General features: G+C 55.3%; 14 protein-coding genes. 1 reads left to right on the forward strand and 13 read right to left on the reverse strand.

Annotated elements, in window-relative coordinates:
• Positions 1-121 precede the first annotated feature (121 nt).
• The 12 genes from lepB to B1H56_RS10825 form a co-directional block, all read right to left on the reverse strand.
• Positions 122-622, reverse strand: coding sequence for a signal peptidase I (gene lepB, locus B1H56_RS10770; RefSeq protein WP_207667489.1), 501 nt, complete (start codon positions 620-622; stop codon positions 122-124).
• A gap of 126 nt (positions 623-748) precedes the next feature.
• Positions 749-1,459, reverse strand: coding sequence for a hypothetical protein (locus tag B1H56_RS10775; protein WP_066519591.1), 711 nt, complete (start codon positions 1,457-1,459; stop codon positions 749-751).
• A gap of 26 nt (positions 1,460-1,485) precedes the next feature.
• A complete protein-coding gene (locus B1H56_RS10780) occupies positions 1,486-2,589 on the reverse strand; it encodes a hypothetical protein (RefSeq protein ID WP_066519592.1) in 1,104 nt (367 codons plus the stop codon).
• Positions 2,589-2,747, reverse strand: coding sequence for a hypothetical protein (locus tag B1H56_RS14630; protein ID WP_156468711.1), 159 nt, complete (start codon positions 2,745-2,747; stop codon positions 2,589-2,591). The genes B1H56_RS10780 and B1H56_RS14630 overlap by 1 nt, the downstream gene beginning before the upstream one ends.
• A 12-nt stretch (positions 2,748-2,759) precedes the next feature.
• Positions 2,760-3,722, reverse strand: coding sequence for a hypothetical protein (locus B1H56_RS10785; protein ID WP_147554686.1), 963 nt, complete (start codon positions 3,720-3,722; stop codon positions 2,760-2,762).
• A 26-nt stretch (positions 3,723-3,748) separates the two neighbouring features.
• The gene (locus tag B1H56_RS10790) at positions 3,749-4,462 is read right to left on the reverse strand and encodes a LytR/AlgR family response regulator transcription factor (RefSeq protein WP_066519596.1); all 714 of its coding nucleotides are present in this window, start codon (positions 4,460-4,462) and stop codon (positions 3,749-3,751) included.
• Positions 4,463-4,482: 20 nt separating this feature from the next.
• Positions 4,483-4,902 (reverse strand): RrF2 family transcriptional regulator, encoded by a 420-nt coding sequence (locus tag B1H56_RS10795; protein WP_066519599.1) that lies wholly within the window; start codon positions 4,900-4,902, stop codon positions 4,483-4,485.
• A gap of 1,060 nt (positions 4,903-5,962) precedes the next feature.
• Complete coding sequence (locus tag B1H56_RS10805; RefSeq protein WP_066519603.1) at positions 5,963-7,858, reverse strand: DUF2207 domain-containing protein; 1,896 nt, start codon at positions 7,856-7,858, stop codon at positions 5,963-5,965.
• Between the two features lie 30 nt (positions 7,859-7,888).
• Positions 7,889-8,164 (reverse strand): hypothetical protein, encoded by a 276-nt coding sequence (locus B1H56_RS10810; protein WP_147554687.1) that lies wholly within the window; start codon positions 8,162-8,164, stop codon positions 7,889-7,891.
• Between the two features lie 98 nt (positions 8,165-8,262).
• A complete protein-coding gene (locus tag B1H56_RS10815) occupies positions 8,263-10,359 on the reverse strand; it encodes a M13 family metallopeptidase (RefSeq protein WP_066519607.1) in 2,097 nt (698 codons plus the stop codon).
• A gap of 80 nt (positions 10,360-10,439) precedes the next feature.
• Positions 10,440-10,805 carry a LytTR family DNA-binding domain-containing protein gene (locus tag B1H56_RS14990; RefSeq protein ID WP_082771105.1) on the reverse strand — a complete coding sequence of 122 codons (366 nt, stop codon included), beginning with the start codon at positions 10,803-10,805 and terminating at the stop codon, positions 10,440-10,442.
• 376 nt (positions 10,806-11,181) lie between these two features.
• The gene (locus B1H56_RS10825; RefSeq protein WP_066519612.1) at positions 11,182-12,690 is read right to left on the reverse strand and encodes a hypothetical protein; all 1,509 of its coding nucleotides are present in this window, start codon (positions 12,688-12,690) and stop codon (positions 11,182-11,184) included.
• Positions 12,691-12,971: 281 nt separating this feature from the next.
• Between B1H56_RS10825 and B1H56_RS10830 the strand changes: the two genes are divergently transcribed.
• A complete protein-coding gene (locus B1H56_RS10830; protein ID WP_066519615.1) occupies positions 12,972-14,906 on the forward strand; it encodes a sensor histidine kinase in 1,935 nt (644 codons plus the stop codon).
• Positions 14,907-14,929: 23 nt separating this feature from the next.
• Here the strand turns inward: B1H56_RS10830 and B1H56_RS10835 are convergent, their stop codons facing one another.
• Positions 14,930-15,643 carry a LytR/AlgR family response regulator transcription factor gene (locus tag B1H56_RS10835; protein WP_066519617.1) on the reverse strand — a complete coding sequence of 238 codons (714 nt, stop codon included), beginning with the start codon at positions 15,641-15,643 and terminating at the stop codon, positions 14,930-14,932.
• Between the last annotated feature and the right edge of the window lie 133 nt (positions 15,644-15,776).

Raw genomic sequence — 15,776 nt, forward strand, 5'->3', positions numbered from 1 at the left:
TTTCTCTCCTTTGTCCTCTCGAACCTGAATCTATCGCACTTTCTTACTTATGGCAGGCCGTGCCCGCCGTGTATTTCTATCATCCGTCAGGCAATGCCTGCTGTTCTTTCCTCCCGGCCGCTCACATCGGCCCGAAGCCTTCCAGGGGCCAAATCCGAAACACCACTTTCCCAAGGATCGTCGATTCCGGCACCATGCCCACAACCTCCCTGCGGCTGTCTACCGAATGGTTGCGGTTGTCCCCTAAAAGAAACACCCGTCCCGGAGGCACCACAGCGGGAAAATCTATTTCTGCTTCCTCGCGTATTGCTTCCGTGATATAAGGCTCGTCGACCGCCTTGCCGTTGACGCTCACCGCGCCTGTCGCGGGATCGATGTCCACCGTGTCCCCCGCGAGCGCGACTATCCGCTTTACAAGATCGCCCTCCCCGATATCCAGTTCCGTCACGACGATATCGCCGTAATCCGGTTCATATCCGAGGGGGGAACACAGCACTACGTCGCCGCCGTGAAGCGTGGGCTTCATCGACGCACCGGATACGGTCGCGATACGCAGGACGTAAATGTTGACCAGCACCACCGCCATAGCGACAAAAAGGATGCGGCCTATGATTTCCCCCACCTCTTTTCGCCGCTCCCGGCGCTGCTCGATCCGTTTTATTTCCGCATGTATTGCTTCAAGGCTTGGCCGCCTTTCGCGTCTTTCCTGAACCAAATATCAATTATCCCTTCGTAAATTCGTACCGGATCACAGCGCTTCTTCCTCCGGCTGCCTGTTCAGCCTCTTGATGACCTTCAGCAGCTGCTTCAGCTGATCCGTACTGAGACCCGGCTGGCCGCCGCCCTCCGTTTCAGGCCTCTTTCCATCGGCTTCCGCCTGCTGTGGCTCTTCCGCCGGCACCGCCGGAGGCTTTTCGCATCTCCCCTCGGCGCCGTATTCCTGGTGGGCCCTGCTGACGGCCGCCTGTATGCTGGAGAGCATCTCGAGGTTCTTCACCTTTACACGCTGCATCATAAGGGACGCTTCCTGCTGCGCCGCCTCCACGATCCGCGCGGCTTCACGCTGCGCCGTTTCCCGTGCCGACAAGGCTTCCTCCCGGCGTTTTTGTTCCAGCTGTTTCAGTACCGAGACCTGTTCCTTCGCCTGCCGCGATGCTTCGCTCAGCTCCCGGGCAAAGCTTTCCACCGCCTGCCAGTTCGCAGGCTGGCTCTCCCGCTCGACCAGCCGTTTGTTGACCGCCTGAAGTGTGTCGACAAGTTCGCCGTTCTTGCGCAGCAAACTGTTTTTCTCCTGCTGAAGGGCGCTGTTTTCCGCCTCAAGGCCGCTTATCTTGTCTTTCAGGCGTTCGTTCTCCTGTTCCGTTTTTTCCAATTCCTCTTCCAGTTGTCCAAGCAGGATCATCAAGTCTCCCCGGTTCAGCTTTTGGAGTCTCTTTATTTCGTGCATTATCTCCGGCATGGAAATCTCCTTTCATGCCCCTGCGGTCAATTCCCGGGCTGCTGTGTTTTATTTGTGATATCGTCCATCGCGCTTTTGATCTCGTCGTTTAAATTTGCCGTGAATTTATCGACCTCTTCCAAAAACGCCTCGTATTGCGCATATTCCTGCGTGCCCGTTCCCAGGGCCGGGCTGGCGGGCTGGCCGGTGTCTGCCGCCGCGGACGGGACCGTTTCCTGAATGTCCAGCCTCTCGGATACGGCCACCGCGGACGCGGGCGGCGGAGTTTCCGCCGCGTTTCCTCCGGAGCCGAGTATTTCGTTCAGGTGCGGCACCCTCCCAAGCTCTTCCGTCTGCGGCTGCACAGGCGCTCCCGGCAGCTCTTCCATTTCTCCCTTTTGTTCAAAGGCCCCCCGCGCACCGACGAGCATCCGGTCGATCTCGTCCTGCAGGGTCTTCAACACATTTGTACTCGCCGCCTTCATCCGCTGTGCGCCCGTCTTTGCCTGGGTAAGGATCTGTTCGGCTCTGCCGCGCGCCGCTTCGACGATTTTGTCCGCTTCACGCTGCCTGTCCGCCTCCAACTCCCGGATACGCGCGATATATTGGTCGGCGGTTTTCTGCGCCGCTTCCATTACGCCGTTTACCTGAAGCATGGATTCCGCGAGTGATCCCGGCTCGGTATAGCTGGTCCGCAGCTTTCTTTTTTCTTCTTCCAACTCCCCAATCAGATTTTTCAGCTCCTGTATCTTTTTTTCCCCCGCCTCATTCTCCGCTTTCAGCTTGCGGTTTTCGTCGTCGCATTCCTGCAAGAGGCGAAGCAGGTCGTTTTTCCCTATTTTTTTTAATTGTTGAAATTCCATCCGTTCTTTCATACCGAGTCCCTTTCCTGATTGGTTTATTGTGGCGGCGGGGCGTGTCTTCTCCTCCCTGCCGCTTATTTCCCATGCGATCTTCCGCGCAAATTCTTCCTTTAGTTCGGCAATCCTGCTTTTATATAGTCCGTCAAGGCATTGCAGGGCGTCGATCACACGTTTTTTGTTATATCCGAGCAGCGCTGTCGGCAAGACGAGCATCCTGAAATACTGTGCGATTTCCGGATAATCTCCCGGTTCCTGCGGCACCTGCGGCGGCCGGGGCCTGCCAGCCATCAGAATTTCCCCACGACGTTCTCGTCCTGCCTGCTGGTGAAAACGCCGCTGATCCCGTCCATGTCCCCGAGTTTCCTGCGGGTGATGTATTTTATAACCACGCCTGCCGCCGTAATGCCCGCAAGCAGCAGCAGTCCGATCATTTCCAGTTGATTCATCCCTGTTTCCCCTTATTTCTTTTTGCTGTTATACCAACGGATCGCTCCGATATCCTTTGCAATACTGATGCCGAACAGTGCTCCGCTCGCCCCGGCTCCGCCAAACAACATGATCGCAAGCGGCGTCCATTCGTCCGGTTCCCCGTTTTCTTCCTGTACGGCGGGTTCCGGTTCCTGCTCCGCCGCCGGCGCTTCCTCCGGCTTCGCGCCGGGAACGAACGGCGGTTGCGCATCATGTGCCGGATCCTGCGTCCCTGTCGGCTCCTGTGTCCGTTCCGGTATTGGTTCCCGTGCCGTCCGCGGTGGCGGGGCCTGGATTGGCTGCGGTACCGCCGCTGGCGTTGGCTCCGGCGTTCTCTCCGGTGTTGGCTCCGGCTCCGGCGTCGGTGTTGGCTCGGGCGTCGGTGTTGGCTCGGGCGTCGGTGTTGGCTCGGGCGTCGGTGTTGGCTCCGGCTCCGGCGTCGGCTGCGGGCCCGGTTCGGTGATGTGAACCGTGATTTCCACATAATTCTGCTGTCCGTCGTCCGCGTGCAGATAGAGCGTCACCGGATAATCCCCCGGCTCCTGCCCGTCCGCCAAAGCGCCGAGTTCCGCCCGTTCAAAAGTCCCTTCATAAGGAGCGAGGCCTTCCATATGCCGGATGACGGCCCCCGACCGTTCAATTACCGCTTGGTCCAGCAGTCCTTCCCGTTCCAGCTCATATGCTTCCTGCCCGGTCATCGCAACGTCCCATACCTGGAAACAAAAATCCGGCCAGTCAACATGGTGATAGCCATCCTTCTGCATTGCCAAGGCGGAAAACGGAAAGCCCAGGCATAACAGGAATGCGATGCATACCGCGATGAATTTATAATGCCTTTGCTTTTTGATCGGAACCGCTCCCTTCTGCAAGCACGCCGCTATTTTTGTGTAGTATAGTTTTACAACAAAGCGTTCCTTTTTTGCACGAATCTGCCACAGACGACCTGTTTGCACACACGAACGGCATTTTTCCCCTTATGTCACAGCGTGCACACCGCCCTGACAGCTTTCATATAGGCCCTTCCGACCGGCACCAGCGCACCGTTCAGCAGTACGATCTGCTTAAGTCCCGCGTTGAACTGCGCGATCTTTTCCACCGCCACAATATATGAGCGGTGCGTCCGGATAAAGCCCTGGCTTGCGAGCATATTCTCGATCTTGCCAAAGGTGGAATAAAATCCGAAGCTTAAGTCCCTGTAATATACGTTGATGCAGTGGCCCTGCGCCTCGAAATAATGGATGTCCCTCACAAACACCTTGCGGCTCTCCCCCGCGCAGGAGAAGATCAGCGTTTCCCGTTTTTTCTTTCCGCATTTTTCATGCGCCCGGAGGAAAATCTGTTCAAACCGTTCCCGGGGCGTATCGTCCTTGACTACATAATGGAACGCATCCACGTCGAACGCCCGTAAAATGACGCTGGCCGTCCTGCTGGAAGTGAGAAAGATAATCTCGCTCTCAATCCCGCCCGCACGCAGCCTGTTTGCCGTTTCGATCCCGTCCATGCCCGGCATATCGATATCAAGGTATATAAGGTCCGGCTGCCTTTGTGGGTCTTCCAGTTCAAACAGCAGCTCTTTCCCGCTCAAATATGGATCTATCTTGAGTTCGATCCGGTGTTTCCCGCAGATGGAACTCAAGAGGTCTGTATACAGGAGGATGTTTTCCCTGCAATCGTCACAAAGCGCTATGTTCACTGGCTCTCTCCTTGAAAAGTTTATTCGGGCTTCTTTGCCGCCCTGTCCAGCAGCTGCCGGATTGTCACGCTGGCAAAGCTCTCCTCCAGCTTTTTCTGCAAATCGCAATAAAATTCATGTACCGGACAATATTCCGAAAGAAAGCATGAATTGATTTTTCCATGCTCGAGGCAATGGTTGATCTTGATCGACCCCTCCGTCACCTCCATGATGTCAAGAAGGCTGATATCCTCCGGCCGCCGCATCAGGCTGTAACCGCCGGATACTCCCATGTGTCCGGCAATCAGCCTTGCGCTGCGCAGTTTGTTGGCCGTCGCCAGCAAAGATTTTTTGGCGATTCCAATCTGCCCGGCAATCTCTCCGGCAGACGTAACCCGTCTGGTTTTGGAAAGATACATAATGATGCGGATTGCATAATCGGTTGTTCTTGTCAGTTGCATCTTTTTTTCCTCTTCGTGTGAGAGCCCTTGTTTCTCGCCGGCAGGAACGAATATAACCCACTGCTTATATTCATTCTGGAGTTTTTAAAACACATTCCCGCGAATGTGTCCCGCCTCATAATTCCTTGTATTGCCGGATATCCGTTTCCCTTTTATGCAGCTTTGGAAAATTCAATTTCATTTTTATCCAAAACAAATTTTCCAGCCCTTGTCTTTACTCTCGAAAACTTATGTTTTTATCTTATGGGAAAGGGTTTCTCATTTTAAGCCGAATTTCGAGTCCCCACACGGAAGGTGTGACATATATGTGATTTTGCAAGGCGCGGCACGCGCCTTGCAAAATCGAATTACCGTGCTTTTTCCGTACCGGGCCGGCCGCGCGGGCTGCGCGCCCCGGATCGGTTTCCCGCCACGTTCCGTCGTCGTTTCTCTCCCCTTGTTTCCCCGGACCGCACACTCCCGGATGCCTGTTTTCCCTCCATTGTTGACATAATGGAAAATTTGTTTATATTTAATGAAAACGCATGTTTTTCTCCCTTGGGGAACAGACTGCGCGCCATCTCTGCGCCAAATGAATTCATGCCCTCTATACCGCCGTTTCCGCCTTTGCTTCTTTACGCCGCACCTGTTGCGATAATTGTCGTTATGTATGGTAAAAAAGCAAAAAAAAAGGCTTCCGCCTGAAGCGGAGACCTTTTTCCTCTTTTTTTACCGTAGACGTATGCTTTTTTTCGCGTAAACAACGATTTTTATGGCCGGCTGGTTGACAAAAACAACTGCGGGATGCTATAGTACCCATAGAAATAAAATGCGGTATGCATCACAGTGTTTCCTTAACGACAATTATCGCAAGCAGGCATGCGGTCCGGAGCGTTCCGGGCTGTTTTTTTGTCTTCTCCCGCAGCCCGGCCATGCGCCTTAGCCTATCTTTTTTACCTTTCCATGCAACGGCACAGGCCTGCAAAAAACGGGCTGTACGGCAAACTATGACGTTTGCGGTCCATCCTGCGTGTGCGCCGTGGCAAACAGATACCGGTCCTTCTCAGGAACGGTACGCCCGTTACCACCTGCCGAAGCTGCTGCCTCCCGCGCCGCCGCCGGAGAAGCCCCCGCCGCCATAGCCGCTGCCGCCGCCCGAACTCTTCGTCGCCGTCATGCTGGCGAGCGCATTGTTCATGCCCCGATAGAGCGACCGCGTGAAATACAGCGTAGACCATGTGCCGCCGTAATACCCGTAATACCAGCGCGGCGGCTCCAGCGCGATGCTCTCAAAGCGCTTCGCCCATGCGTCCGTCACGCCCAGCACATACGCGTAAGGCAGGATGTGATAAAAACTGGCCGGATCGTTTTTTACCATCATTTTGATCCTGTCCGCTTCCGCCGTTTCGATAAATCTCTTGAGCCCAAGGATGCGTCCGGCCCACTGCGCGCCCTGCTCCGTCCGCCGGGGCATCAGGCCGGACAGGAGGGCCATAACGAGCGCCGCCGCCGCGGGCACTGCGATCCACCAGCCCAAATAGGTGGAAAACAACAGGCAGGAAGCCGCCGCGAGCCCAGCGAGGATCAGAATTCCGCCGGCCATCTTTCCGGCGCGCGCGGATTTCTTGTCCGACTTCCGTTTGCTGACCGAATCGCTGATCAAAAGCGCGCCCAGCCAGCCGATCAGCCCCATAAACACGCCCCCCATAATGATTGCGGCAAACAGCTCCATGCTGTCGAGATAGGCCGCGACCGCCGCGACCGCCGCAATGGGAACCGCCGCAAGCAAAGTCGAAACATATCGGAACGCAACCGACTTTTTCGTGTAAACACGGTTTTGCGCGGTATTGTATTTTGCCTTGATCCTCTTTTTTGCGCTGTTTATTGTATCGGCAAACTCATACCGCATATCCTTAATGTCGATGCTGTCCGAAAGCACGAACATCTTTCCGAACAATATCTTTTCGTAGTCGTTCGCGTCTTGCGGAAGGTCCTGGAGCTTCTTGAATGTCATATTTTTTTCATCGGGCTGGTGAATTTCGAGAAAGCCCTTGTCCGCCCAGAAAATGAGCAGGGAAACGACGTCCCTGTTGTCCGTTTCGCCGTCGATAATATAGCCGACGTCCGCGCTGTTCATGCCCTCCGGCGGGCCGAATTCCACCGTTTCCACCTCGGCACGGCGCTTGCCCGAAGCCGCGAGCAGGATAAGCACGAGTACCAGGGCCGCTCCGCCTATGCAGAAAGCCGGAACAAAATAGGAGACCGGCAGCCGCGCGCCCGCATAATATCCCTCCGGAAGCTCGATACGCACGCCTACGCCATAGCCGCTTTCGACTGTTTTTGCCATTTCCCCGCGAATGATATTTCCCTCTACCGTATAGGTAAGGGCGCTTTCGTCATAGGTGCCGCTTCCCTCCGCTCCGGTGGTAAAGCCGAGCTTTTCCGCATCGAATCCCTCCGGCATTTCAATCGTAAAGGCGAGCTTTTCAATGGGGACCGTATTGTCCGGACTCACCAGGTTGTAATAAAATTCATCTGCGCCCGCAAGCGTGTCCGGCCCCATATCGTAACGGTAGCTGTATACATAGTCCACCGTGCCCGTCACGGTCTCGTCCGGGTCGCCGAGGCGGATTACCATGTTGTTCCCGTCCCGGGAGGCCTCGCTGGGCACGTTGGCCTCGAGATTCGTCAGCACCGCATGCGCGCCCGTTTCTTCATATTTCCCGTCCGCCATGCGCTGCAGCTTCATATCCACCGGAACCGTTTCCGTAATCCCGTGGGTCTCGCCTACGCTCTGCGAGAAATCCGCCGTCACCTTCTTGGAAATATCATACGTATTGTCCCTGTTCACCCGGATCGTGATCTCTTCGCTTTTGATTACATAATCCGGCGCCGCCTGCGCAATGGCGGTAAGCGGCATGAGCAGGATAAACAATCCCGCGAGAAATAAAATGGCGTTTCTGACCAGTTTTTTCATATTCATATTCCTTTACTGTTTATTGGGCGCTTATCCCTGCCTGGCGGCGGCGTCCGCCATATCTGGATGGAGTACCGCCGGAACCGGAAGGAGCGCTAAACTAATCCATTCCGCAATCCATGCGTCAAGCATAATCATAAAAACGGCTATCCCTATTTTATAACATTTTTCCCCTGCCGCATAGCCCTGTCTAAAAACGGCCTGCATGCCGCCGCACGGTATAGGCCGCCATAGCTGCCCATTTACCGCAAGCACTGCGGTCGGCACCGCCGCGAAAGCGGTCTTCGCGGCCATCCTTCCCTTCATACTCCCGGCCGCTCTGTCCGGCGCCGCTTTTTTAATTATAGTATATACCTTGCAGTCCGCCGCCGTCTATCTAAAATTCAAGCCGGAATTCCGCTTCCTTACCACACGGAAAGCCTGTCCTCCGGCGCAAGATACATCCCGTCGCCCTCCTGCACATCGAACGCCTTATAGAATTCCTCAAACTGCTGCACGTTTACATTTGCGCGAAGATAACCCGGCGCGTGCGGGTCGGTCTGCAGCATATATTCCGCAGTCGCTTCCGACTCCTGCACTTTCCACACCTTCGCCCAGCTTTCAAAAAACGTTTGGTAATCGAAACCGTCTATTTTCTTTGCAAGCTCGAGCATACAGGACATTCCGCCGAGGTCGGCCACTGTCTCGCCGATGGTATAGTCTCCGTTGATGTATTTTCCGGGCAGAACCTCGATGCTCGCATAATACGCGCCCACCTTGTCTGTGTGCTCCTTGAACGCCGCGCGGTCTTCGTCCGTCCACCAGTTGGAAAGGTTTCCGTCCTTGTCGTAAAGGCTGCCCGTATTCGAGTCGAACCCGTGCGTGATCTCATGCCCGATGATGACGCCTATTGAACCCATCTGCTGCTCAATCGTACCGTTCGAGTCATAGAAATCTCCGCCGAGGATACCCGCCGGAATGTTGATGGAGTTATCCGTAGGCATGTAATAAGCGTTCACCGTCTGCGGCGCGGTCATCCACAGGTCCTTATCGATCTCCACCTTTGCTTTGTCCACCTTCTCCGACATGTCCTTTTCCCGCACCGCGAGAACGTCGTCTATGATCCCGCCGTCCCTGGGCAGCGCGTAATCTGAATAATCGTACAGCGACCAGTCGTCCGGATAGGCTACGCGAATCTTGAGAGTATCCAGCTTTTGGAGCGCCTTCGCTTTTGTTTCACTGCTCAGCCATTCGTTTGCCTCCAGCCTCTGGCGGAACACCGCAACGGCCTGTTCCACAAGCTCCGTCACGTCCTGCTTCGTTTCCTCCGTCACATAGTTTTCCACATAAAGTTTTCCAATCGCCATATCGAACATCGCGGAACACATCTGATAGGCGAGCTGTTCCACTGGCAGCTCCATCTGCGCGCTTCCCGTTGCCGCGCCGCTGTACTCCGTCATGATATCGAGGCATTCCTGATCCAGCATTCCCGCCGTAGCTGTCAGCGTCTGGTAAATCAGCCACGCCTTAAATGCCTCCAGATTCTCTTCCGTATACAGCTCGTTCATCTTCGCGAGCCATTCCGGTTCCGTCAAAATAAAACGGTCGATCCCGCCGTCCGTGTAAGGCTTTAATATCTCCGTGACCGGGAAAACAGGGGAAAGCTCCGCCAGCTCCGCCGCGGTTTTTGGGTTATACGCTTTCTCCCGTATTTCCGGAGACGATCCTTCTGCGTTTCCCACAGACGCCTGCCCGATCTGGCTCTCGAGGCTGAAGAACGCTTCCCAAAGGGCAGACGCTTCCTCTTCTGAATATCCTGCGCGGGTAAGCAGCTTTTTAAGCATCACTTCCTCCGCGTCTTTTGTCCGCTGGCCTACGTCCGTCATGCTTTTATATTCGTCCGCGTCCGAGAGCGAGAAGCTCGGCGGTCCGATGTAAATGGCGTTTTTCGTGCTGTCCTTCCAGTCCGCCGCGATATCCGCTTTCACAGGCGCGCCCGCGAGATTCCCCCAGTCTGCGATGTAGGCCGTAAGGCCGTCCATATCCTCTATGGCCCGTATTTCCTCCAGCAGCGGCAGGACAGGCTCCATGCCGAGGGTGTTGCGGCTTTCCATATCGATATAGTCATTATAGAATTCCCGCACGAGCTCCGCCTCATGGCTCGTCTGCGATTCGTCCGTAATCAGCGTCATGACCTCCGCCATCACCTCATCACCGCGCTCGGTAAAGGTGCTGGCCTGCACCTGCGTACCAAGTTCCGTTCCCGCCATCCATTCCTGGTTGACCGCCGCGTTGAAATCCTCTTTGGGATCTGTCTCCAGTTCCGCCGTTACATTTCCGGAAATATCCGAATTCACCCATGCCGCGCCCGGCGCGCTTTCCTCCGGCGCCGCCGTTGCGTCCGCTTCCGCCGAAACGGACGGGGACGCGCTTTTCTCCCGCTGTTTCGGCGCGCTGCACGCCGCCGCAAGCAGCAGTGCCGCCGCAAGCAAAACGACTAAAATCCTTTTGGTAATATTCACGTAATATCCTCCTTATATATTGATCGATATCGGTCCGTTCTTCCTCTTCTATTCGCTGAAGCCGGACGGCCCGTCGCCCGTCATTCCCTTTTCCCTTTTGACTCTATGATTCCCGCGATCTCACTGCGTATTTGAGTATCCCGCATTTTGGGTACCGGAAGCTCGTCCCCTGTAATCAGCGTCAACCTATACCGCTCTATCTTTGCCACGTAACCGCAGTTGACGAAATAACTCCTGTGCAGCCGGTAAAACTGGGGCGGCAGCACTGCTTCCTGCTCTTTGATCGAAGCCTGTACCTGCCTGTGCTCGTTCACCAGATACAAGATGCTTTCCCGTTCCAATTTGCCGGAAGCTTGGCTCCTCCAGTTCAAAGGACGGCATGAGAAAGCCGTTTTGGAATTGCATCCTGATCGCCTCCGCGCCCGAAACGAGGAGGTTTCCGACACTCAGCCAAACGCAGTCGTCCGACAGGACGGAAAACAGCGGCTCCGTATTAGGACGATAGTATTGTCTGATGATATTTAGGGTATCTTCACATACGGTTTCTTTTCTGATTTCCATAAGCGCCGTCCGTATCTATTTTTCTATCTGTATTATAACGATTTTAAAAATACTCGTCCATTAAATCGTATGAATCGGTCATATAGTGCGTTGAATGTGCAAGCACCCGGTTGTTTCCGAGAGCTTCCTTTCCGCCGGAAAAAACGCCCCCTTTTCTCCGTGCGCTCTGCGGAAATGCTGAAAAAACATACGGCGGTATGAGCGTACCGCCCATACCGTCGTCTTGTTTGTTCTTCCTTATTGCTTTCCCTGTTCCGTTAGCTACCTTGCTTTCCTGCTTTTCAGCCTGCGGGACGCGCAGCCAATCATGCCCGCCGATACCGCCGCAAGGATGATAAGCAGCGTCACATTTTCCGCATCTCCCGTTTTCGGCGCTTTATCCGCATCCGTCGTTCCTCCGGAAGCGCCGCCTGTCTGCTGTGAAGAATCCACAATCACGAACGTGCTGAAACCATTTACTTGCGTTTCCAGATAGTAAGCTCCCGCGTCGTCCTGCCCGATACCAAACTCCAGTTCCTCCACAGAACCGTCCGAAGCAATGTGGAGCAAATGAATATCCGCGGCGTTTTTGCTGTATCCCTCAGGGAGCGGGAATTTCAGCATAACGGGCACATTCGGCTGATAGGCTCCCGTGCCGTTCATCAGCGTGATGCCGTAGGCCGTGAACACCGTTCCATAATTCGAAGCGGCGGCCTTTGCCGCCCCGTAGGAAGCGCCGCCCGAAAGCGGAGCGATTTCCAGCCACGAATCGGGCGTGATGTTGCTGCCTGCGATGATGGACGTTCCCGGCAGCAGATAGGAAATATCGGTCTTCTCATCTGTTTTCAGCACGCCGATGTCGATGGTCACGAATGCAGCGCCGATGCTGTCGCCGTCCTGAATGTTTTCCACCGTGAATTCATAGCCGCCGTCTTCCTGTTTTTCCGCCATCACCGGCTTGTCGTTCACAACGGCGAGCACGATGGGCATGCCTTGCCCCGCCGGATATGCGCGGAACGTATAGGTCCCTCCGGCAAGCACCTCGATGGTGTTTTCACCCGGCATAACGCCTTCCCATTTTCCGTTCTCATACATCTGGATCGTGCCCTCGCCCTCAATGCGCACGCTGACCCGTGCCAGTTCCGCGAATATGACCTCTATGCTCCCTCCGTCCGTCAGCTCCGCCTCAAAGAAATAACCATCCTCTTCTTCCCGTACAGCGACGGGCTGCCCGTTCACCCTGACGCCCGCAAGGCCGCAGCCGTCCGCCGGATCCGCACGGAACGTATAGGTTCCGGCAGGCTCTTCAATGCTTCCTTCGTCTGCCACCACGCCGCCCCATCTTCCGTTCTCCAGCATGTGTAGGTATCCTTTGCTTTCGTCGAACGCCACATCGACTTTCGCCATTTCGTATTTTCCGAACACAGCCTTTACCGCGGCCTGGTCTCCCTCAAAGGAACCCATATTGAACGTATAGGATGCTGCTTCCTCTTCCGTGACCTCTTCCCCGCCGACAGAAAGGTTTTGCAGGTATGTGTCCGCGGGAAGATCGTTCCATTTGATGGTGACTTCCGCATCCGCCGGAACGCCGCCCAGCGCCTGCGTTCCCGTTACAACGGTCGATTGTTCGCCGTACAAAACGGTCAGCCCTCCCGCGCCCTCCATCGTGAAGTTAATTGTCTTTACGGCGTTTTCAGGTCCTTCGGGCGGGTTTTCCGCTCCCGCCGCCATAGGAAACAGCGCAAGCACAAGAAGCGCTGTCAAAATCATTGCCAATAGGTTTCGTTTCATTCGTTTTTTCCTCCTGAATTGCTGTCCTTGCAGGCGGCGCCCGCCCCTGCTTCCACGGGGATTTTATTCCGCCGCGCTGTTTTGCCGCGGCAGTGCGCCGCAGGCATTTTACAAAATTAGTTAACTTATTATACGATGGACGCGCCCTAAATGTCCCGCCCCCGGAACAAGCGGTACGCCGCAGGGCACAACTGGTAAATTCCTTTTCCCGCAGCGGATTGACACCCGGCAGCCCGTCTGCTACGCTTGTAATAAAACCAGTTTATATCGGGATATTTCATATGAAAAAGAGCTTGGGGAAATTTATTGCGGAGCATCTGGTATTCTTCATCTGCGCCGCGGCGGTCGCCGGCGGCGTGGTTTTCTCTTTGTTTATCCTGTCGGCCTATACGGCGCCGCTTTCCTCCGGCATTGCCGACCTTTCCGTGCAGGACGGGAACACGAACGGTTGGGAGGTATACGCCGAGGAAAACGGCAAAAAAACTCCCCTCGCCTACGAGGGGGGCGGTTACTGTTCCGGCCTTTCCTATCCGGGGCAGGCTTTTTATGCATCCCGCGTGATGAAGGAGGCCTTTGACGAACCCATCCTGCAAGTGGAAGGATCGAGCGTCGCTTTCAGTATTTTTCTTGACGGCGAACTTTTGTATACCGACGACCCTGCCGCAGGGAACCAGATCGGGGCCCTTAATTTTTCCGGAAAGATCGTCAGCCGCATTATGCCGCTGCAGCTGACGCTGCCTCCCGGCTATTCCGGCAAGACCCTTACCATTGCGCAAAGCCAGCCGTTTTCGGAAAAACAGGACTGGGACGGTTCCGTCTTTTTCGGCCCCGTCGCCTTGTACGGCAACACGGCCCTGCAAAGCATCTACGTGGCGCAGGCCACGCAAGCGGCCTATCCCGCGATGCTTCTCGCCGTGCTCGGGTTCTCGCTCGCCGCGCTTTTCCTCTACCAGCTCTATCATAAAAAGGTGGACCCGGGCGTCCTTTTCCTCGCGCTGTTCGCGCTTCTGTGGATGGCGGACACGCTCCTGCGCTCCAAACTTTCCTATTATTACTACGGCTCGTCTACGGCAATGGCGGAGCAATACCTGTATTTTGGGTGCTTTGTGTTCCTGTCCCTGTTCCTCGCGGACAGGATGCGGCGCTGCCGGCGGTTTTTCCTGCCGTTCGTCATCGCGCAGGCCGCCGCTATCGTGCTTTGCGCCGTTTCACCGCTCCTTCCCTACGGCGATTTTTCCGTATTCCTCATGACTTTTCCGCAGCTCGTAAGCTTTATTTCGATCCTGGCGGCTATCGGTCTTTCCATTGTGGAAGCTTGCCGCGGCACTTCGTTTTTCCGCCTGTTTGTAAAACTCCTGATCGTTGCCGCGGCCGCTTTCGGCGGCGTTTACCTTGTTTCCCTGATCGGCGGGACAGATTTCCACCGGGAATTCAACCAGAACATGGCGGCGTCTTTCCGTACCGGGCTGTTCTATTATCCGTTGGTGTTCCTGCGCTATTTCCTTATTTTCTCCTGCTTCCTCGTAACCCTTGTGGAATTCATCCGCTCCATCGTACAGCGGAATGTAACCCTGCGCATGCTGGAGCTGAAAAACAGCATGGCAAAGGAAAGCTACGACCAGCTGAACCGGTATACCGAGCAAACGATGATCCTGCGCCACGACCTGAAAAAACACCTCGCGGTGGTGGACGCCTTTTTGCAGGAGGGAAAAGAGCAAAGCGCGCGCGATTATCTTCGCGGGCTCAACGCATCCTTCGGGGAAAAGGCGCATATCTCGAATACGGGCAATTACCTCATTGATACTATTCTGGGCAGTAAATTCGCGGAAGCGGAACAAAAAGGGATCCGCACGAAGATCACGTGCGGACCCATTCCCGAACGCCTGCCTGTCGCCGATATGGACTTGTGTTCCCTTTTGCTGAACAGTCTTGAAAATGCGGTCCACGCCGCGCAAAAAGCGGAAAACCGCTTTCTCGCGGTCAATATCCGCCTCAAAAACGGTTTCTTATATTATTCCTGTGAAAACGGGGCCGGTCATCCCGCGCACGCCGCGGGGTCCGCAAGGCCTGCGGACGGCACGCATGGCTATGGGCTGCCAATCATGGAACAGATCGTTGAAAAATACCGGGGTGTGATGAACATCGAATCCACAGACGTGAGTTTTAAGCTTAGTGTGGCGGTTCCCGCTGAGGACTTTCCTTCCGGCCGTCTTTAAAAACAACGGTGACAGGCCTCGTTTCAGCGTGCAAGATAGCCGATCAGCCTGTCCTTCATCTCCGTCCATTTGGCGCGCCCCACCGGCACGACCGCGCCGTTTTTCAGCGTGGTTTCATACCGGCAGATGCTCGCGATTTGGCGGAGGTTCACAATGAAGCTTTTCTGACAGCGGAAAAACAGGTTGTCCGGAAGTTCGTTTTCCATCTCTGTAATCCCGCGCACAGAAGGAATCCTGCGGTCCCCAAGCACGATCACGGAAGATTTCCCCTGCGCCTCCACATAACAGATATCACGAAACTGGATTTTATGGATCACTGCGCCCGCGCGGACCAAAAGCTCTTCCGGCTGCGCCGCGTTTTCCCGGCACACACGCAGCACCTCGCGAATCTGTTCCTCCCGGAAAGGCTTCATCAGGTAGCGCAGCGCCTCCACCTCGTAGCCCTCGAACACAAAGTCGGGGCTCGAGGTCACAAAAACGATCCTTGTACGGACCCCGTCCGCGCGCAGCTTCCGCGCCGCCTGCATCCCGTCCGTGCCTTCCATTAGGATATCGAGGAAGACCAGGTCGAACACCGTCTGTGCCGCCGCCTCTATTAGCTGCTCCCCCGTGGAGTATCCGAAAACGGCGCACTGCCTGCCCGGGTCTTCCCACTGGCTGCGCAGGATGTGCTCAAGCTGTTCCCTATGCACTTTTTCATCGTCGCACACCGCGATTCGGAACACCGGTTTTTCCATAAAAGCTCTTTGCCTTTTCTTTCATCCTAAAAACGGGGCCGTCCCGTATGGAAGGCGGCCCGCCGGTTCCTGTCTTTTGCGTTCCAGCCCTTTTTTTATACTATATCGTTTTCCCCACGCAATTTCAAGAATC

Origin of the sequence: Christensenella minuta (genome assembly GCF_003628755.1) — a bacterium.
GTDB lineage: Bacteria > Bacillota > Clostridia > Christensenellales > Christensenellaceae > Christensenella > Christensenella minuta.

Coding starts and splice junctions, on each gene's coding strand:
- B1H56_RS10825 (WP_066519612.1), bottom strand. CDS start 12,690: ATGAAACGAAACCTATTGGCAATGATTTTGACAGCGCTTCTTGTGCTT.
- B1H56_RS10830 (WP_066519615.1), top strand. CDS start 12,972: ATGAAAAAGAGCTTGGGGAAATTTATTGCGGAGCATCTGGTATTCTTC.
- B1H56_RS10780 (WP_066519592.1), bottom strand. CDS start 2,589: ATGGCTGGCAGGCCCCGGCCGCCGCAGGTGCCGCAGGAACCGGGAGAT.
- B1H56_RS10805 (WP_066519603.1), bottom strand. CDS start 7,858: ATGAAAAAACTGGTCAGAAACGCCATTTTATTTCTCGCGGGATTGTTT.
- B1H56_RS10775 (WP_066519591.1), bottom strand. CDS start 1,459: ATGCCGGAGATAATGCACGAAATAAAGAGACTCCAAAAGCTGAACCGG.
- B1H56_RS14630 (WP_156468711.1), bottom strand. CDS start 2,747: ATGAATCAACTGGAAATGATCGGACTGCTGCTGCTTGCGGGCATTACG.
- B1H56_RS10835 (WP_066519617.1), bottom strand. CDS start 15,643: ATGGAAAAACCGGTGTTCCGAATCGCGGTGTGCGACGATGAAAAAGTG.
- B1H56_RS10810 (WP_147554687.1), bottom strand. CDS start 8,164: ATGAAGGGAAGGATGGCCGCGAAGACCGCTTTCGCGGCGGTGCCGACC.
- B1H56_RS10795 (WP_066519599.1), bottom strand. CDS start 4,902: ATGCAACTGACAAGAACAACCGATTATGCAATCCGCATCATTATGTAT.